General features: G+C 69.4%; 27 protein-coding genes. 13 read left to right on the forward strand and 14 right to left on the reverse strand.

The window, feature by feature from the left end:
* The first annotated feature begins 118 nt into the window (after positions 1–118).
* Positions 119–1258, forward strand: coding sequence for a pepsin/retropepsin-like aspartic protease family protein (locus AC1U89_RS09270; RefSeq protein WP_479899422.1), 1140 nt, complete (start codon positions 119–121; stop codon positions 1256–1258).
* A 3-nt stretch (positions 1259–1261) separates the two neighbouring features.
* Here AC1U89_RS09270 and AC1U89_RS09275 read toward each other — a convergent pair whose 3' ends face one another.
* The 3 genes from AC1U89_RS09275 to AC1U89_RS09285 all read right to left on the reverse strand — a co-directional run bounded on the left by AC1U89_RS09275 (position 1262) and on the right by AC1U89_RS09285 (position 3744).
* On the reverse strand, positions 1262–1501 hold the full coding sequence (locus tag AC1U89_RS09275) for a DUF2164 domain-containing protein (protein WP_479899423.1): 240 nt from the start codon (positions 1499–1501) through the stop codon (positions 1262–1264).
* 22 nt (positions 1502–1523) lie between these two features.
* Entirely contained in the window at positions 1524–2459 is a 936-nt protein-coding gene (gene argF, locus AC1U89_RS09280) for an ornithine carbamoyltransferase (protein WP_479899424.1), read from the reverse strand.
* Between the two features lie 70 nt (positions 2460–2529).
* Positions 2530–3744: an acetylornithine transaminase gene (locus tag AC1U89_RS09285; RefSeq protein ID WP_479899425.1), complete on the reverse strand. Its 1215-nt coding sequence runs from the start codon at positions 3742–3744 to the stop codon at positions 2530–2532.
* A gap of 240 nt (positions 3745–3984) precedes the next feature.
* Between AC1U89_RS09285 and AC1U89_RS09290 the strand changes: the two genes are divergently transcribed.
* Entirely contained in the window at positions 3985–4395 is a 411-nt protein-coding gene (locus AC1U89_RS09290; RefSeq protein WP_479899426.1) for a YbaY family lipoprotein, read from the forward strand.
* 202 nt (positions 4396–4597) lie between these two features.
* Here AC1U89_RS09290 and AC1U89_RS09295 read toward each other — a convergent pair whose 3' ends face one another.
* Entirely contained in the window at positions 4598–5419 is an 822-nt protein-coding gene (locus AC1U89_RS09295) for an ABC transporter permease (protein ID WP_479899427.1), read from the reverse strand.
* Positions 5420–5691: 272 nt separating this feature from the next.
* On the opposite strand from AC1U89_RS09295, the gene gcrA reads away from it, so the two are divergent.
* Both gcrA and AC1U89_RS09305 read left to right on the forward strand, forming a co-directional pair.
* On the forward strand, positions 5692–6210 hold the full coding sequence (gene gcrA, locus AC1U89_RS09300) for a cell cycle sigma 70 cofactor GcrA (RefSeq protein WP_029916805.1): 519 nt from the start codon (positions 5692–5694) through the stop codon (positions 6208–6210).
* Between the two features lie 287 nt (positions 6211–6497).
* Complete coding sequence (locus AC1U89_RS09305) at positions 6498–6977, forward strand: hypothetical protein (RefSeq protein WP_479899428.1); 480 nt, start codon at positions 6498–6500, stop codon at positions 6975–6977.
* Between the two features lie 62 nt (positions 6978–7039).
* Here AC1U89_RS09305 and AC1U89_RS09310 read toward each other — a convergent pair whose 3' ends face one another.
* Positions 7040–7582, reverse strand: a complete 543-nt coding sequence (locus tag AC1U89_RS09310) for a hypothetical protein (RefSeq protein ID WP_479899429.1) — start codon at positions 7580–7582, stop codon at positions 7040–7042.
* Positions 7583–7686: 104 nt separating this feature from the next.
* Between AC1U89_RS09310 and xseA the strand changes: the two genes are divergently transcribed.
* The 4 genes from xseA (at position 7687) to AC1U89_RS09330 (ending at position 11023) form a co-directional block, all read left to right on the forward strand.
* A complete protein-coding gene (xseA, locus tag AC1U89_RS09315; RefSeq protein WP_479899430.1) occupies positions 7687–9282 on the forward strand; it encodes an exodeoxyribonuclease VII large subunit in 1596 nt (531 codons plus the stop codon).
* Positions 9283–9338: 56 nt separating this feature from the next.
* Positions 9339–9560 carry a DUF2093 domain-containing protein gene (locus AC1U89_RS09320; RefSeq protein ID WP_479899431.1) on the forward strand — a complete coding sequence of 74 codons (222 nt, stop codon included), beginning with the start codon at positions 9339–9341 and terminating at the stop codon, positions 9558–9560.
* 134 nt (positions 9561–9694) lie between these two features.
* Positions 9695–10417 (forward strand): M23 family metallopeptidase, encoded by a 723-nt coding sequence (locus AC1U89_RS09325; protein WP_479899432.1) that lies wholly within the window; start codon positions 9695–9697, stop codon positions 10415–10417.
* Positions 10418–10519: 102 nt separating this feature from the next.
* Complete coding sequence (locus AC1U89_RS09330) at positions 10520–11023, forward strand: response regulator (protein WP_337687519.1); 504 nt, start codon at positions 10520–10522, stop codon at positions 11021–11023.
* On the opposite strand, the gene AC1U89_RS09335 is transcribed toward AC1U89_RS09330, so the two are convergent.
* Complete coding sequence (locus AC1U89_RS09335) at positions 11020–11946, reverse strand: lysophospholipid acyltransferase family protein (protein WP_479899433.1); 927 nt, start codon at positions 11944–11946, stop codon at positions 11020–11022. The genes AC1U89_RS09330 and AC1U89_RS09335 overlap by 4 nt on opposite strands.
* Before the next feature lie 139 nt (positions 11947–12085).
* Here AC1U89_RS09335 and AC1U89_RS09340 point away from each other — a divergent pair, with 139 nt between their 5' ends.
* Positions 12086–12469 (forward strand): helix-turn-helix domain-containing protein, encoded by a 384-nt coding sequence (locus AC1U89_RS09340; RefSeq protein ID WP_479899434.1) that lies wholly within the window; start codon positions 12086–12088, stop codon positions 12467–12469.
* 53 nt (positions 12470–12522) lie between these two features.
* The gene (gene hisN, locus AC1U89_RS09345) at positions 12523–13359 is read left to right on the forward strand and encodes a histidinol-phosphatase (protein WP_479899435.1); all 837 of its coding nucleotides are present in this window, start codon (positions 12523–12525) and stop codon (positions 13357–13359) included.
* Here hisN and AC1U89_RS09350 read toward each other — a convergent pair.
* From AC1U89_RS09350 to AC1U89_RS09370, 5 genes are all read right to left on the reverse strand, one after another.
* Positions 13334–14317 (reverse strand): alpha/beta fold hydrolase, encoded by a 984-nt coding sequence (locus AC1U89_RS09350; RefSeq protein ID WP_479899436.1) that lies wholly within the window; start codon positions 14315–14317, stop codon positions 13334–13336. The genes hisN and AC1U89_RS09350 overlap by 26 nt on opposite strands.
* 3 nt (positions 14318–14320) lie before the next feature.
* Positions 14321–14629: an SCP2 sterol-binding domain-containing protein gene (locus AC1U89_RS09355; protein ID WP_029916823.1), complete on the reverse strand. Its 309-nt coding sequence runs from the start codon at positions 14627–14629 to the stop codon at positions 14321–14323.
* A gap of 90 nt (positions 14630–14719) precedes the next feature.
* Positions 14720–15394 (reverse strand): hypothetical protein, encoded by a 675-nt coding sequence (locus AC1U89_RS09360; protein ID WP_479899437.1) that lies wholly within the window; start codon positions 15392–15394, stop codon positions 14720–14722.
* Positions 15391–16281, reverse strand: a complete 891-nt coding sequence (locus AC1U89_RS09365; protein WP_479899438.1) for a class I SAM-dependent methyltransferase — start codon at positions 16279–16281, stop codon at positions 15391–15393. The genes AC1U89_RS09360 and AC1U89_RS09365 overlap by 4 nt, the downstream gene beginning before the upstream one ends.
* Positions 16282–16373: 92 nt before the next feature.
* Positions 16374–17216, reverse strand: a complete 843-nt coding sequence (locus tag AC1U89_RS09370; protein WP_479899439.1) for a class I SAM-dependent methyltransferase — start codon at positions 17214–17216, stop codon at positions 16374–16376.
* A 240-nt stretch (positions 17217–17456) separates the two neighbouring features.
* Here AC1U89_RS09370 and AC1U89_RS09375 point away from each other — a divergent pair, with 240 nt between their 5' ends.
* Entirely contained in the window at positions 17457–17921 is a 465-nt protein-coding gene (locus AC1U89_RS09375; protein ID WP_479899440.1) for an Hsp20 family protein, read from the forward strand.
* A gap of 88 nt (positions 17922–18009) precedes the next feature.
* Here AC1U89_RS09375 and AC1U89_RS09380 read toward each other — a convergent pair whose 3' ends face one another.
* From AC1U89_RS09380 to gpmA, 3 genes are all read right to left on the reverse strand, one after another.
* Positions 18010–19272 carry a pentapeptide repeat-containing protein gene (locus AC1U89_RS09380; RefSeq protein ID WP_479899441.1) on the reverse strand — a complete coding sequence of 421 codons (1263 nt, stop codon included), beginning with the start codon at positions 19270–19272 and terminating at the stop codon, positions 18010–18012.
* Between the two features lie 139 nt (positions 19273–19411).
* On the reverse strand, positions 19412–20671 hold the full coding sequence (locus tag AC1U89_RS09385; RefSeq protein ID WP_479899442.1) for a pentapeptide repeat-containing protein: 1260 nt from the start codon (positions 20669–20671) through the stop codon (positions 19412–19414).
* Positions 20672–20791: 120 nt separating this feature from the next.
* Positions 20792–21505, reverse strand: coding sequence for a 2,3-diphosphoglycerate-dependent phosphoglycerate mutase (gene gpmA, locus AC1U89_RS09390; RefSeq protein ID WP_479899443.1), 714 nt, complete (start codon positions 21503–21505; stop codon positions 20792–20794).
* 111 nt (positions 21506–21616) lie between these two features.
* Here gpmA and AC1U89_RS09395 point away from each other — a divergent pair, with 111 nt between their 5' ends.
* Both AC1U89_RS09395 and AC1U89_RS09400 read left to right on the forward strand, forming a co-directional pair.
* Positions 21617–21859, forward strand: coding sequence for a hypothetical protein (locus tag AC1U89_RS09395; protein ID WP_479899444.1), 243 nt, complete (start codon positions 21617–21619; stop codon positions 21857–21859).
* On the forward strand, positions 21856–22812 hold the full coding sequence (locus tag AC1U89_RS09400) for a KpsF/GutQ family sugar-phosphate isomerase (RefSeq protein ID WP_479899445.1): 957 nt from the start codon (positions 21856–21858) through the stop codon (positions 22810–22812). The genes AC1U89_RS09395 and AC1U89_RS09400 overlap by 4 nt, the downstream gene beginning before the upstream one ends.
* Positions 22813–23383 lie beyond the last annotated feature (571 nt).

Below are 23383 nucleotides of genomic sequence, written 5' to 3' on the forward strand. Positions count from 1 at the left end.
ATAGTCGCTTGCACGAAAAATGCGAGCCCCCTGCGACAGGGTGCGCCGTCATCAAACGACGATTGACCGCTCCCACAGGCCACGGTTGTATCGCTCACATCCGAGGACTGGAGTTCCAATGCTCACGCGTCGCCGTCTCGCCGCCTCCGCCCTCGCCCTTCCCCTCTCCCAGCTCCTTGCCAGCGCGGCCCGCGCCCAAGGCCAGCCGGTGGTCGCGAAGATCAAGCTCACCGAGCAGCGGGTGCTGATCGACGTGACGCTGAACGGCAAGGGTCCCTATGCATTCATCATGGACACCGGCTCGGTGGTCAGCGGCGTCCGCGAGGAGGTCGCCCGAGGACTGGGCCTGCCCAAGCTGCGGGACGTCAGGCTGAACGAGGGCAAGTCGTTTCCGCTCTATGCGGTGGACGAGCTGGTGCTGGGCGGCGCGGTGCGGCAGCAGGGCGTGGCCCTGTTCGGCCTGGAGGGCGCCCGCCTCGGCGGCGACGGCCTGCTGGCGGCGGGGCTGATGACCGCGCTCGACAGCGAACTGGACTTCGCCGCCGGCGAGTGGCGGGTCTATCCGACGGGATCGCCTGACCGCACGGGCTTCACCCGCCTGGCCTCGGAGCTGCGCGACGAGCCCGGCGCCAACGGCTCGCGCCGGATCTACGCCKACGTCAAGCTGGGCGAGACCGTGCTCCGCCCAGTCCTGGACACCGGCATGCCCTGGGTCCTGACCCTGGAGCACGAGACCGGACGCCGGCTGGGCCTGTGGAGCGACACGACGCCCTACGTCCCGGTCCGCCTGGCCGGCATCACCGGGCCCGGCAAGGCCCTGGCGCGCCTCGTCCGGGGCCCGTCCCTGACGATCGGCGACACCGAGTACGGCCCGTCGCTGGTCGTGGTGCGCCCGCCCGACTCCGGCAAGGGCGAGGTCCTGGGCTTGCCGGTGATCCGCACCCTGAACCTGTCGATCGACCACCAGGCCAAGACCGTGTGGGTCAAGCGCAACGGCCAGCCTCCGGGCGAGACCCGCTATGGCGGCTCGGGCCTCTGGGTCGATGCGGAGAACGGCCGGGTCCAGGTCACCGAGGTGGGCGTGGGCAGCCCCGCGGCCGAGGCCGGCGTGCGGGCCGGCGACATGCTCGACGGCGTGACCGCGTTGCGCGACGCCCTGCCCCTGATCGGCCGTATCGGCGGCCCCCCGGTCACGCTGAAGCTGCGGCGCGGCGGCCAGGCCTTCGAGGCCGCCTACACGCCCAAGGCCTATCTGTAGGATTCAGTCCGAGAACGGTTTCTCGATCTCGTAGACCACGTCCTCCAGCTTGCTCTGGAACAGGGTCTGGGCGTCTCGGACGCCCTGGTTGTAGAAGCGCGGCCCCATCTTCTCGCTGATGAAGTCCAGCAGGAAGCCCAGCTGCAGGGCGCTGGCCTCGCAGTCCAGCTCGCGATCCAGATAGCGCGCCAGCTTGTCGATCAGGTCGTCGCGTTCGGCCTTGCTGAACTCGATCTTGGACACGACGACCCTCTCGATCTTACGGTTAGCCGATCGCCCCGAAGCACCAGGCCAGGACGGACTTCTGGGCGTGGATGCGGTTCTCGGCCTCGTCCCAGGCCAGCGAGCGCGGGCCGTCCAGGACGCTGTCGGTGACCTCCTCGCCGCGGTGGGCGGGCAGGCAGTGCAGGAAGACGCCGTCTGGCTTGGACAGGTCCATCAGGGCGTCGTCGACCTGGTAGGGCTCCAGGGCCGCCAGGCGCTCGTCATGATCGGTGTCGCCCATCGACACCCAGGTGTCGGCCACGACCACGTCGGCGCCGCGCACGGCTTCCTTGGGATCGTCTGTCAGGGTGATCTGGGCCTGGCGCTCCTGGGCGCGGGCCAGGTCCACCAGGTCCGGGTGATAGACCGCCGGGCAGGCGATCTTCAGCTTGAAGCCCAGCAGCGGCGCGGCGTGGATGAAGCTGGAGCACACGTTGTTGCCGTCGCCGACCCAGGCGATGGTCTTGCCGCCCACGTCGCCGCGATGCTCCTCGATCGTCAGCAGGTCGGCCATGATCTGGCACGGGTGGCTCTTGTCGGTCAGGCCGTTGATCACCGGCACGGCCGAGACCTGGGCGAAGCGCTCGACGTCGGCGTGGTTGTTGGCGCGGATCATCACCGCGTCGACCATGCGCGACAGCACCTTGGCGGTGTCCTCGATGGTCTCGCCGCGGCCCAGCTGCATGTCGGCGGCGGTCGAAATGATGCCCGACCCGCCCAGCTGGCGGATCGCCGCGTCGAACGAGAAGCGGGTGCGGGTCGAGTTCTTCTGGAAGACCATCGCCAGGACGCGGTCCTTGGCCGGGGCGTCGGCGTCGACGCGGCCCTTGGGCCAGCCGGCGCGGGCGGCCTTGCGGGCCTTGGCGTCCTCGAGCATCAGCCGCAGCGTGGCGCCGTCCAGCTTCCACAGGTCGATGAAGTGTCTGGGTTCGGTCATAGGAAATCCCCCTGCCCGCCCGCTCCGGCCTGGCCGGAACGAGCGGTGTCATAGGTCGGGTCGGGCGACCTTAGGCGGCCGCCTTGGCCCGGGCGGCCTCGCAGGCCTTTTCGAGCTTGGCGATGGCCTCGGACGCTTCCTCGACCGTCAGGTTCAGCGGCGGCAGCAGGCGAACGCAGTTGTCGCCGCCGCCGGCGATCAGCAGCTTCTCGTCGCGGGCCAGGACCATGAACTCGCGATTGTTCGGCACGACCTTGATGCCGATCAGCAGGCCCTTGCCGCGGATGTCGACGATGACGTCCGGGAAGCGATCCTTCAGGCCGTTCAGCTGCTGGGTGAAGAAGCCGGCGACGGTCTTCACGTTGTCCAGGATCTCGGGCGTGTTKATCGTGTCGAACGCCGCCTTGCCAACGGCCATGGCCAGCGGGTTGCCGCCGTAGGTCGAGCCGTGGACGCCCGGGGTCATGCCGCGCGCGCCCTCGGTCGAGGCGAGGCACGCGCCGACCGGGAAGCCGCCGCCCAGGGCCTTGGCCACCGCCATGATGTCCGGCGCGGCGTCCGGCGCCCACTCGTGGGCGAACAGCTTGCCGGTCCGGCCCATGCCGCTCTGGACCTCGTCGAAGATCAGCAGGACGCCGGCGTCGCGGGTGATCTGGCGCAGCTCGGTCAGCTGGGCGTCGGTCAGGGCGCGGGCCCCGCCCTCGCCCTGGACGGGCTCGATGATCACGCCGGCCGTGGTCGGGCCGATGGCGGCCTTCAGGGCGTCCCAGTCGCCGAACGGCAGCTGGACGTAGCCCGGCAGGCGCGGGCCGAAGCCGTCCAGATAGCCGGCGTTKCCCGAGGCGTTGACCGCCGCGTACGAGCGGCCGTGGAACGAGCCGTCGAAGCCGATGATGTCGACCCGCTCGGGCTGGCCGTTGACCACGTGGTAGCGGCGGGCGGCCTTCAGGGCGCACTCGATCGCCTCGGTGCCCGAGTTGGTGAAGAACACCACGTCGGCGAAGGTGGCCGCGCACAGCCGGTCGGCCAGCACTTCCTGCTCGGGGATCGTGTAGATGTTGGAGACGTGCCAGAGCTTCTCGCCCTGGGTCTTCAGCGCGTCGACCAGGACCGGGTGGGCGTGGCCCAGGCCGCAGGTGGCGATGCCCGCCACGCAGTCTAGGTACTCTTCGCCGGTGGTCGAGAACAGGCGCGCGCCTCGGCCTCGCTCGAACGCCAGCGGGGCGCGGTTGTAGACGCCCATGATGTGGTGTTGCGCGGGGTTAGACGACGTCGACGTGCTCAAGACGGCCTCCCAAAAAGGAAAGAAGCCCCCGTGCTCAAAAGCACGGGGACCGGAAGGCCAAGCGTTGTCGGCGTGTAACCGGGCGCTGTCAACAAAGCGGCCGTGAATTTTGGGTGTCAGGGACCGCCAAGCCACACTGTTCGCGGTCCCATGGCGGGTCGGGTCGGGTCGACCGGTTGAACTCGCAACATCCAGGCCTTACGCCTTGAGGGCTCGGGGGAGCTTGTCCAGGAGACGTCCATGAAGCCCTTCGCGCCCGCCCTCCTCTCCCTGACGATCCTGGCCGGATGCGCCGGCGCGCCGGCCGCGCCGCCGACGGGTCCGTCCAGCGCGGCGGTCACCGGCCAGGTGGTCTGGCGCGAACGGATCATGCTGCCGCCCCAGACCAAGGTGATCGTGCGCCTGCAGGACGTCAGCCTGGCCGACGCACCCGCCAAGGTCATCGCCGAGGCGGTGATCCCGGCCCAGACGCCGCCGGTCGCCTTCTCGCTGGGCTACGACCCGGCGAAGGTCTCGCCCTCGGCCCGCATCGCGGTTTCGGCGCGGGTCGAGGTGGACGGCCGGCTTCGGTTCATCAACGACACCCACATCCCGGTGATCAACGGCGGACCGACCGAGGGCGTGGAGGTGCTGGTGAAGGAGGTTCCCTGAACTCTGATCCGCTCATCCCGGCGAATGCCGGGATCCAGATGGAATAGCGGTATGGTGGGTTCCTTGAGCTCAGAGCCCGTCCAGCCAACCTCAAAGCCATAGGATCTGGGTTCCGGCATTCGCCGGGATGAGCGGATCAAGGAAAGCAAAAACGGCCGCCCCTTTCGAGGCGGCCGCTTGCTTCAAACCATCAGGACGAAACCTAGCTCTTCAGCCGGTACCCGGTCCGGAACAGGCCCCAGCACCACAGGAACAGGCCGATCGACAGCGCGGCGGTCACCGCCGCCCCGACCGCCACCGAGCCGTCGGCATGGCCGATGAAGCCGTAGCGGAAGCCGTCGATCAGATAGAAGAACGGGTTGAAGTGGCTGGCCGAACGGAACGGCTCGGGCAGCTTGTCGACCAGGTAGAAGGTGCCCGACAGGAAGGTCATGGGCATGATCAGGAAGTTGGTCACGGCCGCCAGCTGGTCGAACTTCTCGGCCCACAGGCCCGCCAACACGCCGGCCAGGCCCAGGATGATCGAGGCGCCGACCGAGAAATAAACGATCGCCCACAGGTGGCTGATCTGCAGGCCCGCGCCCGGCAGCACGCCGATCACCAGGGCGGTCACCGCCCCGACCACGATGCCGCGGGTCGCCGCGCCCAGGCCGAAGGCCGAGACCTGCTCCAGCGGCGTCAGCGGCGGGGTCAGGAAGTCCGGGGTCAGGCCCATCATCTTGGCCTGGATCAGCGACGAGGACGAATTGGCGAAGGCGTTGTTGAGGATGGCCATCATGATCAGGCCCGGCGCCACGAAATGGCCGAAGGTCACGCCCTCGACCGCCGGTCGGCTGCCGCCCACCGCCACCACGAACACCAGCATGTAGAGCAGCGTCGTCACCACCGGGGCGGCCACCGTCTGGGTGCCCACCTTCCAGAACCGGCGGATCTCGCGTTGGTACAGGGTGAAGAACCCGCTCCAGTTCCAGCCGTGATAGTCGCGCGGCTGCGGCGGGATGACGTCGGACGTCATGTCTTTCATGGGGGGTCTCGGATCCAGAACGCCTCGAAGGCGTCCGCGGGGGCCGCCACGCGCCAGCATGTGCGCCCGGGCTCGCCGGAGCGCAAGGCGCGTTCCGGAAGAATCAAGATATAGTTCCTGTGGACGAACGCCTTACAGCCTATTGTGCGTTTTAACGCATTCTTTACACTATCTAGTAGGTCAGCCGCCGGCGGGGCGGTCTGTACACCAGATATAGAGGCCATGGCGAGTCGGGGAAACCCGTCGTGGCCCCTTTTAGGCGGAGATGGGCTATGAGCTGGACTGACGAACGCGTCACCACCCTGAAGAAGCTTTGGCTGGACGGCCTTTCGGCCAGTCAGATCGCCAAACAGCTGGGCGGGGTCACGCGCAACGCCGTGATCGGCAAGGTGCACCGCCTGGGCCTGTCGGGCCGCGCGGCCCCCTCGCAGCCGGCGCGCCCGGCGTTCAAGGCCCCGCGCCCCGCGCGTCCGGCCGCCACGACGATGCCCTCGGCCCCGCGCCGGGTGATCGCCGCCGAGCCCGCGCCGCTGCCGGCCGTGGCCCAGCAGCCGTCGGTCCCGGCGTTCCGCGCCGAGGAGCCGGGTTCGGCCACCGTGCTGACCCTGGGCGCCCACATGTGCAAGTGGCCGATCGGCGATCCGTCGGCCGACGGCTTCACCTTCTGCGGCCGCCGGTCGTCGGAAGGTCCCTATTGCGGCGAACACGCCCGCATCGCCTACCAGCCGCAGCAGACCAAGAAGAAGGCCGGCGCCACCGAACTGGCCCGCTCGCTGCGCCGCTACATCTAGGTCCTCACCTCCGTGGGGCCGCCCGCGATCCTGGAAGCTCGGGCTTCCGGACGTGGGATGCCGAAGTCGGCGGCAGATATCCACGCGCCCAAGTCCTCATGAGGAAAGCGCGGCGGGGATTTCGGCCTCACGGCGAGGAACTGGAAGAAGATCCCGGACGGCTGAGGGGCCGCTCCGGGATTTTTGCGTTCTGGGGGCGTTGATCGACAACACCTGCATCGGGTCTGCACCACGCTCGCCCACGTTGGACCGATCCCGGCGACCGCTTGGCCGGACGGAGCGCGCCCATGCCCAACCGTGTCGCCCGTGCGGCCCTTCTGTCAGTCGCCTCGGTCGTGCTGGCCGGCTGCGGCGAGATCGCGATGTCGGACGCCGACCGCGCCTTCGACGCGGCCTTCTCGGCGGCCATGGCGGACGGAGGCCCCATCGACCTCATCCGGTTGGAGCCGGGCCCATGGTCCCAGGTCTGCGCCATCGGCGAAGCCCGCCCCTCGGAAATGATGCCCGACGAGAAGCCTCGCCCGGACGAACGGGCTTTCGACGAGCTGATCGACGCGCCCTTCCTGGCGCCGGGCCAGGCCGGCGGCGCCCTGGCGTTCAGCCACCCCGACGGCGTGGAGGTCCGTCCCTTGTCGGGCCTGACCATCAACATGGGTTCGGCGATCAATCGCTGCGTCACGCGCCGACAGGCCGTGCTGGTCGCCTCGCCCGACGTTGGCTGGCGGTTCCGCGATGATCCGGTCGCCAACCAGGACCCACGCCACTGACGGGGACAGGCCTTTGGGCGTGTCCTCAGGCTTCGTACGACGCCAGGCAGTTGGACACATCGTCAGCGTTTGGCGGACCGTCCTTCGGCGGCTTCCCGATCCGCCACGATCGCGTCGCGATAGTCGTCCGAGGCCTTCAGGCCCGCCAGGTCGCGGATCGGTCGCCGGCTCGTGACGCTGAACGTCTCGCCGTCGAAACCCCCTCGCGCTCCACACATGTAGTTGCAGGATCCCTGGTCAGAGAAATGGATCGCCTTCCCGTCCGACGTGATCCGAAGCGTACAGGACTTCATGTCCTCCAAAGCTTCACGATAGACCAGCGCGTCGCCTTCGACGTGCGCGATGCCGACCAGAGAACACATGTGACCGTTGTAGAAGCGAAGATCGACCCAGATGAATGCGGCGCGGGGGCCGCTTCGGACGATCGTCAGGACATTCTCCGACATGTACCGCTCGCCCGAGACGTCGCTATTCGGAAAGCGTTTCTTGTAGACGCCCGTCGCGCCGTCCAACTTGAACTCACGGGGCGCTCCGGCGAGCGTGGGTGTCGACGAGCCCACGAGCACCAGCATCAACAGGCAAACCCGGCGAAAGCGCAGAAACATGGACCGCCCCAGCGAACAATCAGCGACTTTCACACGCCAAAGCTGATCACGCCATACCAGGCCGGATTTCCCACCCAACCCCAAACCGTCCTATCTAATCCCCCATGACCGACGTCGCCGCGCCCGATTCCAACGCCCAGGCCTATTCCGTCTCGGAACTGGCCTTCGCCCTGAAGCGCACGCTGGAAGACCGCTACAGCTTCGTGCGGCTGCGCGGCGAGCTTTCCAAGGTCACCCACCACTCCAACGGCCACGTCTACCTGACCATCAAGGACGACAAGGCCGCCATCGACGGCGTGGTCTGGAAGGGCAATGTCCGCCAGCTTCAGATCCGGCCCGAGCACGGGCTGGAGGTCATCGTCACCGGCAAGATCACCACCTATCCGGCCGGCTCGCGCTACCAGATCGTCATCGAGACCATGGAAGCCGCCGGGGTCGGCGCCCTGCTCGCCCAGCTGGAGCGGCTGAAGGCCAAGCTGCACGCCGAGGGCCTGTTCGCGCCGGATCGCAAGCGCCCCCTGCCCTCGATGCCGGCCGTGGTCGGGGTGATCACCAGCCCGACCGGGGCGGTGATCCGCGACATCCTGCACCRCATCCGCGACCGCTGGCCCTGCCAGGTGCTGGTCTGGCCCTGCGTGGTCCAGGGCGACGCCGCCGCCGGCCAGGTCAGCGCCGCCATCCGCGGCTTCAACGCCATCACGCCCGGCGGACCGGTGCCGCGCCCCGACATCCTGATCGTCGCCCGGGGCGGCGGCTCGGTCGAGGACCTGTGGGCCTTCAACGACGAGGGCCTGGCCCGCGCCGTGGCCGAGGGGACCATCCCGCTGATCTCGGCCGTCGGCCACGAGACCGACACCACCCTGATCGACTTCGTCTCCGACCGTCGCGCCCCCACGCCCACCGCCGCCGCCGAGATGGCCACGCCGGTGCTGGCCGAACTGCGGGCCCTGGTCAGCGACTACGACCGCCGCCTGAACACCTGCGGCGGCCGCGTGATCGAGGAGCGCCGCACCCGCCTGATCAGCGCCGCGCGCGGCCTGCCCCGCCCCGCCGACCTGCTGGCCCTGGCCCAGCAGCGCCTGGACCTGGCCGTGCGCGGCCTGCCCCGCCTGGACGACCTGACCGCCCCGGCCGAGCGCCGCTTCAAGGACGTCGCCGCCCGCCTGGACGCGGCCCTGCAGCGCAACACCGACATCCACGCCCGCGACCTCCTGAAGGTCACCGCCCGCCTGTCGCCCGACACCCTGCACCGCCAGCGCGCCGACTGCGGCCGACGGGTCCAGGACCTTGGCCGGCGGCTGGACCTGGCGGCGGCCCGCGTTCCGGAGCGGGTGGCCCAGCACGCCCGCCTGCCCGCCCTGCAGGAGCGGTTGAACGCCGTGGCCAAGCGACGGCTGGAGCGCGAGACCGACCGCCTGGTCGCCCTGGACAAGTTGCGGCTGTCGCTGAACCCCGAGCGGCCGCTGGAGCTGGGCTTCGCCCTGGTGCGCAAGGCCGACGGCTCGATCGCCCGCTCGGCCGCCGAACTGACCAGCGGCGAGCGCGTGAACCTGAAGTTCAAGGCCGGCGACCGCGACGCGGTGATCGACGGCGAAGGCGGAACGTTCGCCCCGCCCGCCCCTGTCGCCGCACCGCCGCCGCGTCCGGCGCCCAAGCCCAAGGCCCCGCCGCCGCAGTCCGATCAAGGGAGCCTCTTTTGACCCCGCCCTGGACCGCCTCCCTGTTCCCCAGACCCCAACTGGCGTAAAAGAGCCTCATGAACGCGTTCGATCCCAATCTCGGCAAGGCCGGCGGTCCGGCCACCCTGCACTACGGCGACGGCGAATTCGCCGTCATGAGCCCCGGCCAATACGTGCTGTGCGCGGTCACCGGTACGAAGGTGGCGCTGGAGGCCCTGCGCTACTGGAGCCCCGAACTGCAGGAAGCCTATGCGGGTCCGGCCGAGGCCCTGAAGCGCTGGCAGGAGAGCCGGGGCTGAACCGCCGCGCCGCGCTCGTCCGCCTGACGGCCGGCGCGACCGGCCTGCTCTTCACGTCCGTCTCGGCGTCGATCGCCCGCGCCGCTGCGCCCGGCCTGACCCTGTCGGGCCGCTTCGTGCAGGGCGGCGCGGTCGTGGGCCATACCGCGCCCCGCGCCACGGTGCTGCTGAACGGCGCGCCGGCCACCCAGGCCTCGGCCGACGGCTGGTTCGTGATCGGCTTCGACCGCGACGCCCCGCCGCCGGCCCTGATCACGGTCGAGACCCCCGACGGCTCGGCCACCCACCAGGCGACCATCGCGCCCGGGACCTTCGACATCCAGCGCATCGACGGTCTGGCCCAGGACCAGGTGGCGCCCAGCGATCCGGCCCTGCTGGCCCGCATCGCGGCCGAGGGGCAGCGCAAGGCCGTCGGCTTCGCCAGCCGGCAGGACCGCGACGACTTCCGCACCGGCTTCATCTGGCCGGTCCAGGCCACGCGGCGCTCGTCCAGCTTCGGCGGCCAGCGCATCCTGAACGGCGAACCCAAGCGCCCGCACTACGGCGTCGACCTGGCCGCCCCGGTCGGGACGCCGGTCGTGGCCCCGGCCGCCGGGGTCGTCAGCTTCGCCGAGACGGGCCTGCACTTCGAGGGCGGGCTGATCCTGATCGACCACGGCCAGGGCCTGATCACCGCCTATCTGCACCTGTCGCGCATCGACGTGGCCGCCGGCCAGGCCGTGGTCCAGGGCCAGCGGATCGGCGCGGTCGGCCAGGAAGGCCGCGCCACCGGCCCGCACCTCTGCTGGCGCATGAAGTGGCGCGACCAGAACCTGGACCCGTCCCTGCTGGTGGGGTTAGCGCAACCACACGCCTAGGGAGACTTCCGATTGCAAAATTCGCCTGTCAGGGGATCGACAGGCCGTTAACTGTACAGTATCCCCCGCCATCCCCTTTTCCGCGATGGAGACTTCACTCGCATGTCGGCGACGCTTGAGCAGCTGCGCTTCCTGCTGGTGGACGACAACCATCACATGCGGACCATCGTCTCGACGATCCTCAAGGGCGTCGGCGTGCGGCACGTCTTCGAGGCCATGGACGGCGCCGAGGCCCTGCAGGTGGTCCGCGACCACCAGATCGACATCGCCATCGTCGACTTCCGCATGTCGCCCCTGGACGGCGTGCAGTTCACCCAGCTGGTGCGCCAGTCGCCCGACAGCTCCGACCCGTTCCTGCCGATCATCATGCTGACCGGCTTCGCCGAGCGGCACCGGGTGTTCGAGGCCCGCGACGCCGGGGTCACCGAGATCGTCGTCAAGCCGGTCACCGCCCGCTCGCTGCTGGACCGGATCAACACGGTGATCTTCAAGCCCCGGCCGTTCATCCGCACCGAAGACTATTTCGGCCCCTGCCGCCGCCGGCGCGACGACCCGACCTATGACGGCCCGCGCCGCCGGGGCAACGAGCGGATGCTGGAGCTCTAGTCGCCCTGCGCCGCCAGCTGGGCGTAGACCTCGTTCGGCCAGCGGCGGTGGACCCAGAACCATTCCTCGGGCCGCTCGCGGATGCGCTCTTCCATGAAGGCGTTGACCAGCTTGACCCCCGTCTCGATGTCGGCGGTGCGGTCCCCCGTGTTGGGCAGGTGGATCGGATCGTGGACCACGGCCCGGAAGCGCGCGCCCTTGGTGCGCTGCACCGACATCGGCTGCAGCACCGTTCCGAAACGAAGCGCCAGGCGCGAAGGCCCGGGCGCCGTGCGCACCGGATGGCCGAAGAACAGGCCTTCGACGCCGGTGTTGAACTTCTGGTCGTTCATCAGCGCGACCGACTTGCCCTGCTTCATGCCCTCCAACAGCTCGCGCGCGCCGTCGCCGCCCTTGGGCGCGAACAGCCGCACGCCGTAGCGGAAGCGGCTGGCCTTGATGCGCTCGTCGACGTACGGATTGTTGGCGGCGCGATAGGTCATTTCGCAGACGACGCCGGAATCGACGATCGCCGCGGGCATTACCTCCCAGTTCGAAAGGTGTCCCGAAACGAAGACCACCGGGACCTTCTCGGCGGCGATCTGGAACAGGCGCTGCTGGTTGACCACCTCGACCCGGCCCGTCGACGGCAGGATTTTATCCATCAGCGGGAACTCGGCGAAGGTCCGGCCCAGGCCGTCCCATTGCGCCTTGAGCATGGCTTCGCGCCAGGCGTCGTCCTTGTCGGGGAAGGCCAGCTTCAGGTTGCGCGTCGCCACCTTGTGGGCGCCGCTCAACGGCCCGACCGTGCGGCCCAGCCAGCCGCCGAACGCCGAGGCGGCGTCTACGCCGAGCAGGCGCACCAGGCCGATGAAGAGGTCGAAACCCAGCGCCTCAGCGCGCCACAGAAGATCCTGGCCCAGCGGCCGACGCTTATCCGACATGAACCCTTAGTAGCCTGCTTCGTGGACGAGTGGGACTCGCGGCGTGTGTCGACCCGCATGGTTCGCCCGGCACGCGACTTGCGGATGCCAACCCAGGCCGTTCCGTTCTGGGACGGGAACATGAAATCGGGGCGTCATCATGGGCAACGACATTGATGTTTATCTGGGCAAGCGATTGCGGCGTCGGCGCCGTCTGCTGGGCCTGACTCAACAACAGCTGGCCGGCACCGTCGGGGTGCGCTTCCAGCAGATCCAGAAGTACGAATGCGGCGCCAACCGCATCTCAGCAGCTCGCCTGTGGCAGCTGTCCGAGGCGCTGGAGGTTCCGGTCGGCTACTTCTACGACGGCCTGTCGGACCGTGCGGCGAAGGAAGCGGCGACCGAAGCCGAAGGCGGCGAGATGTTCGCCCGCAAGGAGACGCTGGACCTGGTCCGCGCCTACTACCTGCTGGGCGAGCGTCCGCGTCGTCGCCTGCTGGACCTGGCCAAGTCGCTGAACGGCGGCGAGCCGATCGAAGCCTGAGTTCGCGTGGGAGCGGTGGCGTCGAGTCGAAGGGCGGGCTAAATCCTCGCCTTATGACCCTCGCCGCCGATCACCTCGCTCAACTCGACGCCTTCGTCGTCGACCTCAATCGCGCTTCGGCCGCGGCGATCCTGCCGCTGTTCCGGGCCGACCACGGGTTGGAGGACAAGGGCGCGGGCAAGAACCTGCCGCGCGACAGCCACGCCGCCTTCGATCCGGTGACCGAGGCCGACCGCGGCGCCGAGGCGGCGATCCGCAAGCTGATCGCCGAGCGCTATCCCGATCACGGCGTGATCGGCGAGGAATACGGCGAGGACCGCCCGGACGCGGAATTCGTCTGGGTCCTGGACCCGATCGACGGCACGCGCGCCTTCATCTCGGGCCTGCCGCTTTGGACCACCCTGATCGGCCTGCGCCATCAGGGACGCTCGGTGCTGGGCTCGATCGGCCAGCCCTATACCGGCGAGATCTTCATCGGCTCGGCCGCCGGCTCGCGCCTGATGTCGCGGGGCGGCGAGCGGGCGATCCAGGTGCGCGCGTGCGCCGACCTGACCGACGCCGTCATCGCCACCACCGATCCCGAGGCCTGTTTCGACGGGGCCGAGCTGGGCGCCTGGCGCCAGGTGCGCGCCGCCGCCAAGCTGGCCCGCCTGGGCTGCGACGCCTACGCCTACGCCATGGTCGCCATGGGCAAGATGGACATGGTCATCGAGGCCGGCCTGAAGTCGTGGGACGTCGAGGCGGCCATTCCGTTGATCGAGGGCGCCGGCGGGGTCGTCACCAACTGGCGCGGCGAGCCGATCGGCCCGGACGGCGGCCAAATGGTGATCTCCGGCGACCGCCGCTGCCTGGACGAGGCCCTGGTCAGTCTGAGACGTTCGGCGAAATAAGCGGCTCGCGCGGCGCGACCCTGTCGACGGTCTCGTCGAAGGCCCGCCAGAAGACGTCCCGGCGTGGATCGGTCTCGATCAGGATTTCGTGGAAAGACCCGGGGACTTCCACGTAGCGTCCGTTCGGAAGCCGGTCGGCGATCCGTTGCTCGTCGACATTGAGCACGCGGTTGTCCAGCTCGGCCCCGACGATGGTCACCGGGATCGCGACGGTCTCCACCCTTCCCGCCCCGCGCAGCCAGGCGCAGGCCGAGATGGCGAAGTCCGCCCAGCCCCAGGTCATGCCGCCCAGGGCGATGCGCGGATCGGCGCGCAGCTGGGCCACGTAGCGGTCGTAGCGCGCCTCGTCGTGGGTCAGGGCGTCGCCGACGAAGGTCTGGGCTAGCGGGTCGTAGCGCCCGCCCTGCACATAGGCGCCGGACAGGCCGACGCGCGACAGGATCCAGGACAGGGGCGTGGCCACCCAGGGCGGCACGCCGGCCGTGTTGAGGCCGAGCATCGGCGCGGACAGGACGGCCGCCGCGAAACGCGCCTCGCCGTGGGCCAGGCCCAGCATGGCCAGGCATCCGCCCATCGAATGGGCCATGGCGATCCAGGGCTTGGGCAGCCGCGCCTCGAAGGCGTCGAGCAAGGCCGCGTAGTCTGCGAGGAAGGTCTTGAAGCCCCGGGCGTGGCCCTTCAGGCGGTCGGGCAAGGCCCGGGCCGACAGCCCTTGGCCGCGCCAGTCGTGGACCAGCACCACGAAGCCGCGGGCCAGCAGGTCCTCGATGACCTCGAAATACTTCTCGATCGGCTCGCTGCGCCCCGGACTGAGCACCACTGATCCCCGGGGACCGCCTTCGGGCCGGAACAAGGCGGCGCGGAGGGTCGCCCCGTCCGCGCCGCTGTACCACTCGGCCTTTCCATGATCGGGAACGGGCGCCTCGGGAATCGAGACCAGCGACGCCGTACCCTCCATGGATCAGCGCATCTTCGCGAAGAGAGCCGCCATCTTCGACTGCAGGGCCATGGCCGTGCCCATGTCCGACAGCTTCAGCTTGCCGGTCATGACCGCCATGGTCGGGTCCAGCGAGCCGGCGCCGATGGCCAGCAGGTCGTCCATCGACAGGGTCATGGTCAGGTCGGCGGGCTTGTCTTCGTTGGTCACCGAGCCGCCATCGATGTGGATGACGCCGGCGTCCTTCAGGTCGAACTTCAGGCTCTTGCCCAGGCCGCTGTCGTCGCCGACGGCGCCTTTGATACGATCGGTGATTTCCTGCAACGTAGCCATGTGCGCGTCTCCCTCTGTGGCGCGTGGATTCTGGGCGGCACACTGGCCGCTGGATCGCGACGAGTAAACACTGTTCAGACGCGCGACGGGCTATTTCTTCGCGACGTAATAATCCACCGCCGTCGGGGTTTTGGCCAAACGGACGCGGGACGCGCCCTTGAACTGGCCGGGCTGGAAAACGACGCCGCCCGCGCCGGCGGGCAACGGCTTGGAGCTTCCGTTGGGGAAGATCGCCACCCCGGAATCGACAGCCTTGAACGTCAGCCCATCCATCTGCGGGGCCATTAGGGCCATGGGGCCGGCGGCCTTGCGGATGGCCTTGTTGGACTCCTCGACCGTGGCGACCAGCTCCCGCGCGTCGTAGTCGGCCGCCGGCTTGAGCACGGGGTCGAGCAGCATGCTGGAACCCAGCTTGGCGTCGGCCGGCACGTCGAAGCCGACCTGGGCCTTGGCCTGCAGCTGGGCCAGGGTGGGCGTCCGCTCGAAGCGCCCTTCCCCGTCGATCGGCAGCGGGGTGCGCGCGCCGCTGGCCTCGATCAGGGTCGCCTTGACGCCGGTCGCCCGCTTGCCGTCGCGCATCAGGGCGTAGGACACCTTGATCCTGGACCGCTCGGCGGCCGGCACCTTCAGGAAGGCCTCCAGGAACGAGAAGACCTTGCCGGCGGGCGCGACCTTGCCGGCCTGGGCCGACGCCGCGGACGGGATCGCGGCCGCGAGGGTCAGGGTGACGAGGGCCGAAGCGACGGCGCGCCTGCGCAGGATCATTTCGGCTTCACGAACTTGAGGGTCATGCGGTCGCTCTCGCCGATGGCGTCGTACTTGGCGTGGTCGAAACCGGGCTCGGCCGGCTCGCCGCGCGGCGCGGACAGCCGGGTCGGCGGCAGGGTCCAGACACCGAACGGATGGTCCTTGGTGTCCTTGGGATTGGCGTTGATCTCGCTTTCGCCCGCCAGGACGAAGCCGGCCTCCTTGGCCATCTCGATCACATAGGCCTGCTGCACGTAGCCGTCGGCGGCCAGCACGTCCTGCACCCGGCCCGGTTCGCCGCGATGCTCCTCGATCCCCAGCACGCCGCCGGGCTTGAGGGCCGTCAGGGCCTCCCGGAACGCCTTCTCGGCCAGGCCCGCGGCCATCCAGTTGTGCAGGTTGCGCAGGAACAGCACCAGGTCGGCCGAACCGGCCGGCGCGACGGGGCCGCTGGTGGGTCCGAACGCCGTGATCGTCACGTCGCCATAGACCTTCTTCTTGTCGGCCAGCTTGCGCTGATAGGCCTCGACCGCCGCCTTGGCGGCGGGGTCGTCCGGCAGGTCGGTCTGCAGCGAGGCGGCGTACAGCTTGCCGCCGGTCGCGGCCAGATAGGGCGCGAGGATGTCGGTGTACCAGCCCGCGCCCGGCCAGAATTCGACCACGGTCTGGCCCGACTTGAGGCCCCAGAACTCCAGGCTCTCGACGGGATGGCGCCAGGCGTCGCGGGCCTTGTCGGCGGGCGAGCGCCAGTCGCCCTGGGTCGCGTCCTTCAGGGTCATCGTCCCGGTCTTGGCCGCCGGCTTGGCGGCCTCGGGCTTGGCCGCCTTGCGGCCGCATCCCGCCAGGCTCAGCGCCGCCGCGCCCGCAAGCAAGCCCCGTCGCGACCATCGAACTTTCGGACCCATGCCGCCACCCACCATCACTTCACGCCCCCGATCATGCACCCGACCTTGGCGAAACGGCGCCATGGTCGGTCAAAGTTCGACCCGGCCGGTCCTCAGCCCGGTTTGCGGAAGCGCAGCGTCATGCGGTCGCTCTCGCCGATGGCGTCGTACTTGGTCCGGTCGAAGGTCGGATCGGCCGGCTGGCCGCTGGGCGCGGTCTGCCGGGTCGGCGGCAAGGTCCAGACCCCGAACGGGTGGTCCTTGGTGTCCTTGGGATTGGCGTTGATCTCGGAGCTGGCGTCCAGCTTGAAGCCGGCCTTCTCGGCCAGGGCCACCACCGTGGCCGTCGCCAGATAGCCGTCCGCGCCCTTGTCGGTCTCCGACTTGGGATCGGCGCGATGGTCCTCGACGGCCAGGATCCCGCCCGGCTTCAGCACGTCGAAGAAGTCCTTGAAGACCTTGTCGGCCACGCCGGGCTGGACAGTCCAGTTGTGGACGTTGCGCGCCGTCAGCACTAGGTCGGCCGAGCCCGCCGCGCCCAGGGGACCGGCGACCGGGCCGAAGTTCACGAACCGCACGGCGCCGTACTTGGCCGGGTCCATGAAGCGCATCTCGAAGTTCGCCCTGCCCTTGCGGGCCCCGTCGGAAATCTTCGGATTGGCCAGGTCGGCCAGCCCCGCGACATAGACGCCGCCGGTGGCCTTGGCGTAGGGCGCCAGGATCTCGGTCCAGTAGCCGCCGCCGGGCGACACCTCGATCACCGTCTGCTTGGGCTTCAGCCCCCAGAAGGTCAGGCTGTCATAGGGATGGCGGGCGCCGTCGCGGGCCGCGTTGGCCGGCGTGCGGTCGGGCGAGGTGATGGCCGCCTTCAGCGCCGCGTCGGCCGCGAAGACCGGCGTGGCGGAGAGGCAAAGCGTCGCGGCGGCGATCAGGAGGAGATGGCGGCGGCAGGTCATCGTCGGAGCTCTCCAAGGCTAGCCAGGGGCTGGGCGAGCCGACCTTAGCGGCGGCCGAACGGCGATCAAGCGATTCACCGTCAAGCTGCTCATTCAACCCCTTGAAGTCGAAAAACGGCTCACCACCTTGGTTTCGAAGGCGCTGGGAACCCGGGCCTTCCAGATCGCCGGCGACGCCAATCCGGGTCGCCAAGGGTCTGAACCTATTGAACAACCTTGCTTTGAAAGAAGGATGTCATCATGCGTACGATCGACCTGTCGCCCCTGTACCGCTCCGTCGTCGGTTTCGACCGCCTGGCCGCCCTGCTGGACGCCGCCTCGAACGAAGCCGCCTCGGGCTATCCCCCCTACAATATCGAGCGCACCGCCGAGAACGCGTACCGCATCGAGATCGCCGTCGCCGGCTTCAAGTCGGAAGAGCTCGGCATCGAGGTAAAGGAGAACCTTCTCACCGTCACCGGCCGCAAGCCGGCCAATGACGAGACCAAGCGCTACCTCCATCGCGGCCTGGCCGAGCGTAACTTCGAGCGCCGCTTCCAGCTGGCCGACTACGTGGTCGTGACCGACGCGGCCCTCTCCGACGGCCTGCTGTCGATCTCGCTGAAGCGCGAGCTGCCCGAGGCGCTCAAGCCCCGCACGATCGAGATCAAGTCCGCCGCGCCCCTGATCGAGGGCGACAAGATCGAAGGCGAGAAGGCAGCCTAATTCTACCTTCGCGCGTTATCGTATCTCCCCTCTAGACTTTGCAGGGCGGCGCTCCGGCGCCGCCCTTTTTTCTGGTCTCGTATCCGTCTCAGGCCGGCGCGAAGTCCAGGCCCTGGACCTGGCTGAGGTCGCAGTCGCGCAGGCTGGTCTTGCCGAGCCGGGCGCCGGTGAAGTCCGCGCCGCGCAGGTCGGCGCCGTCGAGCACCGCCTCGCTGAGATCGGCGGCCTGCATCAGGGCGTAGCGCAGGCGCGCCGCCTTGAGATTGACCAGAGTCTTGCGCTCGGGCCCCAGAGGCAGGGGCGACAGGAAGGCCTGGCGCAGGTCGGCCTTGGTCAGGTTGGCCCCGGCCAGCTTGGCCCCGCGCAGGTCGGCGCCGCGCAGGTTGGCCATGCGCAGGTCGGCGTTGCGAAGGTCCGCGCCCTGCAGCTGGGTCCCGGACAGGTCGATCCCGACCATGCAGGCCCCCGCCGCGCTCATCGCCGTCAGCCGCAGGCCCTTGAGCCGATCGCCGAGCGGCCGCAGGTCCTCGCCGTCCAGCCGGGCGGGCTCGCCCTCCTTGCCGCCGGTCTTGCACCAGGCCTGGTTGGCCAGGCAGCGTTGGTGGATCTCCTCGACTCGCGACAGGGCCCGCTCGGTGGAGGCCGCCAGGCAGCCCTGCATCGCCGCGCCGCTGGTGCGAGCGGTGGAGGTGTCGACCCCCGCCATCACCGCGCCGGTCAGGTTGGCGCCTTCCAGGTTCGCGCCCTTGACGTCGGCGCCGTCCAGGATGGCCCCGCTCAGATTGGCTTCCTTGAGATTGGCCCCCGCCAGCTTGGCGCCGCGCAGCGAGCAGTCGCTGAAGTCGGCCTTGAAGGCCGAGACCCCAGTGAACTGCGAGCCGTCCAGCGTCGCCCCCGAGAAGTTGACCTCGTCGACCTCGCCGTTGCGGCTTTCGTGGCGGACCGTCTCCAGCCCCTTGCGGGGATGCGGGATGGCTACCTGCCCTTCCCGGAAGTCGGCCTGGGTCAGGTCGGCCTGGGACAGGTTCGCGCCGCGCAGGCAGGCCCCGCGCAGGTCGGCGCGGACCAGCACCGCCTGGCGCAAGTCGGCCTTGCGCAGGTCGGCGCCGAACAGGTTGGCCCGCTCCAGCCGCGTGCGGACCATGCGGCAACCGTCCAGGATGGAGGCGGAGAAATCGGCGTCGGCGAGGTTGCGGAAGGACAGGTCCAGGCCCGACAAGTTCATGAAGCGCAGCGAAGCCCGCTTGCCGCCCTGCTTGCCCGTGACGAACTTCTCGTGCGCCGCCACGATCATGTCGAGCTCGGCCTGGCTCAGTCGCCGCCGTCCCGCAATGCTCTGCGCCGCACTCATGTCTTACGCACTTCCCCCGAAGAGCCCCTTGATCCCGTTGAGGAATAACGTCGATCGACGAGCGAAGCGTTAAGGCCGCGCCGTTTTGCCGCAACTTTCACGGAAAGATCGTGGAAAATTCGCCGTTAGCGCTACCGCGCTAGATCACGTCGTCCAGGCCGCGGGCCCCCAGGCGGATGGCGCCGGTGACGTCGATGTCCTTGAGCAGGGCGTTGGTGAAGTTGGCGCGCGACAGGTCGGCGCCGCTCAGGCAGGCCTGGCGCAGGTCGGCCCGGGCCAGGTCGGCGTTGGTCAGCAGGGCCCCGGTCAGGTCGCTGGGCAGCAGGCGGTCGCGGCCGATCAGCAGCGGACCCAGCTGGGCCTCGCGCAGGTCCGACCCGGCCAGCTTGGCGCCCTTCAATCGGGCCCCGCGCAGGTCGGCCCGGCGCAGGTTGCACGAGCGCAGGTCGGCGCCTTCCAGCTGCGCGCCCTGCATCTGCACGCTTTCCATGTCCAGGCCGTAGAACACCGCCCCCTTGGCCGACAGGGCCGTCAGGTTGAAGCCGCGCACGGATTTCAGGTTGCGCAGGTCGGCCTTGTCGAACACCGACGGCTTGCCCTCGGCCCCGCCCGTCTCGCACCACTTGGCGTGGTCGGCGATCATCTGCTCGTAAGGCATCTCGGACACGTCCTTGCCCGACGCCTTGTCGGTCAGGGCGCCGTCCATGTTGGTGTCGTTGATGTTCCAGGACATCGTCTTGGCGCCGACCAGCACGGCGTTGCGCAGATCGGCCCCGACCAGGTTGGCGCCCGACAGGTCGGCGCCGGCCAGGTTGGCCCCGTTGAAATTGGCCTGCTTGAGGTTGGCGCGCACCAGCTTGGCGTCCTTGAGGATCGCGTCGCTGAAGTCGGCCTTGGTGGCGATGATGCCCGACAGGCGCGAGCGTTCCAGGTTGGCGCCGGCCAGGATCGCGCCGTGGGCCTGGGCCTCGCGCTGGACGGGCTCGATGATGCGGTAGCCTTCCTTGCGGTCGGCGGCGGCGATCTGGCCTTCGCGCAGGTCGGCCTCGAACATGTCGGCGCCGGTCAGGTTGGCGCCGCGCAGGCTGGAGCCGCGCAGGTCGGCGCGGCGCATCGAGGCGTCGGTCAGGTCCGAGCCCTGCATGTCGGCGCCGTACATGGTGGCGTTGTCGAGCTTGGCCCGCCGCATGTCGCAGCCGACCATCAGGGCCCCGGTGAAGTCGGCGTCGCACAGATTGCGGCCGGCGACCGACAGGCCAGAGAGATCGCAAAAGGCGAAAACGGCGCGAGCGCCGCCCATCCGAGCCGACCACAGACGGTCATGCTTGGCGCAGATCACGTCCACATCGTGCTGCGTCAGGCGCTTGTGCTCTTGGCCTGCCGCGGGAGGGGCGCTCATGGCTGCTCGTATCGACTCCCCGAAGGGCTGGACCCCGACAATGCGTCATGCCGGATTAACGCTGAGTTTCCAAGTATTTCGGGACGCCGGGGCATCGTTTGCCCCGACGTCCCGGACAGGTCAGCGGGCCGCCGGCAGCGGCTGGGCGCGGGTCTCGTCGAGATAGCGCGCGCCGGTCGGCTTGAGGGCCGCGTCCAGGTCGATGACCAGAGGATTGCCGGTGGGGATCTCGACGTGGACGATGTCGGCGTCCGGCACGTTGAACAGGTGCTTGACGATGGCGCGCAGCGAATTGCCGTGGGCGGCCACCAGGATCGTCTCGCCGGCCTTCAGCTTGGGGGCGATGGCCGCCTCCCAGTAGGGCAGCACGCGCACCAGGGTGGTCTTCAGGCTTTCGGTGCTGGGCAGGTCCTTGCCGGCGTAGCGACGGTCCTTGCTGAAGTCGTACTCGCCGCCCGGCGCCAGTTCCGGCGGCGGGATGTCGTAGGACCGGCGCCAGATGGTGACCTGCTCCTCGCCGTGCTTCTCGGCGGTTTCGGCCTTGTTCAGCCCGGTCAGGCCGCCGTAGTGGCGCTCGTTCAGGCGCCAGTCCTTGGTCACCGGCACGAAGCTCTGCTGAGCTGCATCCAGCGCCAGGTTGCAGGTGCGGATGGCGCGGGTCTGAACCGAGGTGAAGGCGTCGTCGATCTCGATCCCGGCGGCCTTGATCAGCTCGCCGCCCTTGCGGGCCTGGGCCTCGCCCTCGGCCGTCAGATCCACGTCCACCCAGCCGGTGAAGCGGTTTTCGAGATTCCATTGGCTCTGGCCGTGGCGGAGCAGGACAAGAACGGGCATCGGACCTCCAAGGTTTTGTGGAGGGCGGGCTAAGCCCCGGCCGCCCCCGCGTCAAGCGCCCTGCCCTTCTCCCGCCCTTCTCTCCTCCGGGCGGCGTGCTATAGGCAGGCCATGCCCGATCGCATCCTCATGCCCTTCCTGGCGCTCATCGGCCTGGCGCTGATCGCGTTGTCGCTCGTCTGGCCGCAGGGCTACGGCGCCCGTTCGCCGGCCCCGTTCGGCACGGTGCCGATCCAGCAGACGCCGGAGATGCGCGCGAAGATCCAGCGCGAGAAGGACGCCGCGGCCCAGCGCGACCAGCAGGCCCGCCAGCAGATGAGCGACGCCCGCGAAGCGGCGGCGAGCGCCCCATGACCGCTTTCAACGCCATCGCCGTCGGCCAACGGGTCCTGAGCACCGAGGCCCAGGCCCTGTCGGCCCTGTCGGCCGCCCTGGACGAGTCGTTCGTCCGCGCCGTCGAGGCGCTGTTCGACGCCAAGGGCCGCGTGGTCTGCACCGGCATCGGCAAGTCGGGCCACGTGGCCCGCAAGATCGCCGCCACCCTGGCCTCGACCGGCTCGCCGGCCATGTTCGTGCACGCCGCCGAGGCCAGCCACGGCGACCTGGGCATGATCGGCCAGGGCGACGTGGTCCTGGCCCTGTCCAAGTCGGGCGAGGCGCGCGAGCTGTCCGACACCCTGGCCTACGCCAAGCGGTTCTCGATCCCGATCATCGCCGTCACCGCCGTGGCCGACAGCCAGCTGGGCCGGGCGGGCGACATTCTGCTGCTGCTGCCCGACGCGCCGGAGGCCACGGCCGAGGTCAGCGCCCCGACCACCTCGACGACGCTGCAGATGGCCCTGGGCGACGCCCTGGCCGTGGCCCTGCTGGAGCGGCGCGGCTTCACGGCCAGCGACTTCCGGGTCTTCCACCCGGGCGGCAAGCTGGGCGCCATGCTGCGCACGGTCGGCGACCTGATGCATGGCGAGGGCGAACTGCCCCTGACCCGCGAGGACGCGCCCATGCCCCAGGCGCTGCTCGAGATGAGCGAAAAACGCTTCGGCGCGGTCGGGGTGGTGGCCCCGGACGGGACCCTGGCCGGCCTGATCACCGACGGCGACCTGCGCCGCCACATGGACGGGCTGATGGACCACGTGGCCGGCGAGGTCATGACCCGCGCCCCCCTGACCATCTCGCCCGGCGCCCTGGCGGCCGAGGCGCTGAAGCTGATGAACGAGCGGCGCATCACCGTGCTGTTCGTGGTCGATCAGGGACGACCGGTGGGCATCCTGCACGTGCACGACCTGCTGCGGGCCGGGGTGATCTGAGCGCCCGGGGACATGCCCTTGCGGCGTGTCCCCAAGACTTGGCTCGGCGCGGACTGATGGGGACACGCGCGAGCGCATGTCCCCGGCCAGGGACCCCGGCGGGTGATGGGAAGGGTGCGAAGCGCCCGGGCCTCGCCCGGAAGATTTGCAGTTGTATGTACCGTTTCGACGAAGTTCAGACGCTTCGCGCGACCGTTATCCGAAAGCCCGCGTCGCTGAGCCCTGTTAGGGCCTCGCCGCCTTAAGCCTCCGACGGGCGGGGCCGGAGCAACGCCTCCAGTCCCGGACCGCGAGCGCGTCACCGCCCGCCTGCCGCCAAGTCGGTCCCTATCCAACGCCGTTTATTTTCGAGGCCCGGCCGGCACCAGATGGACAGGGTTGTCCTCCGAAGAGAACCACCGACAGAGCTTCCCGCTCGATCGCCCCCCGAAGGCCGCATCGGTCGCCGTACGTGCGCCCTTCCCGTGCTCTCAGGTGGCATCAGGATACGCGCGCCGGGAAGGGTGAGGACAAGTTCGGTTGAAAAAGTGCAGGGCGTTGAAAACGCTGAACTCTATTCGCTATCCACCGA

Source organism: Caulobacter sp. 05T431 (genome assembly GCF_056665975.1).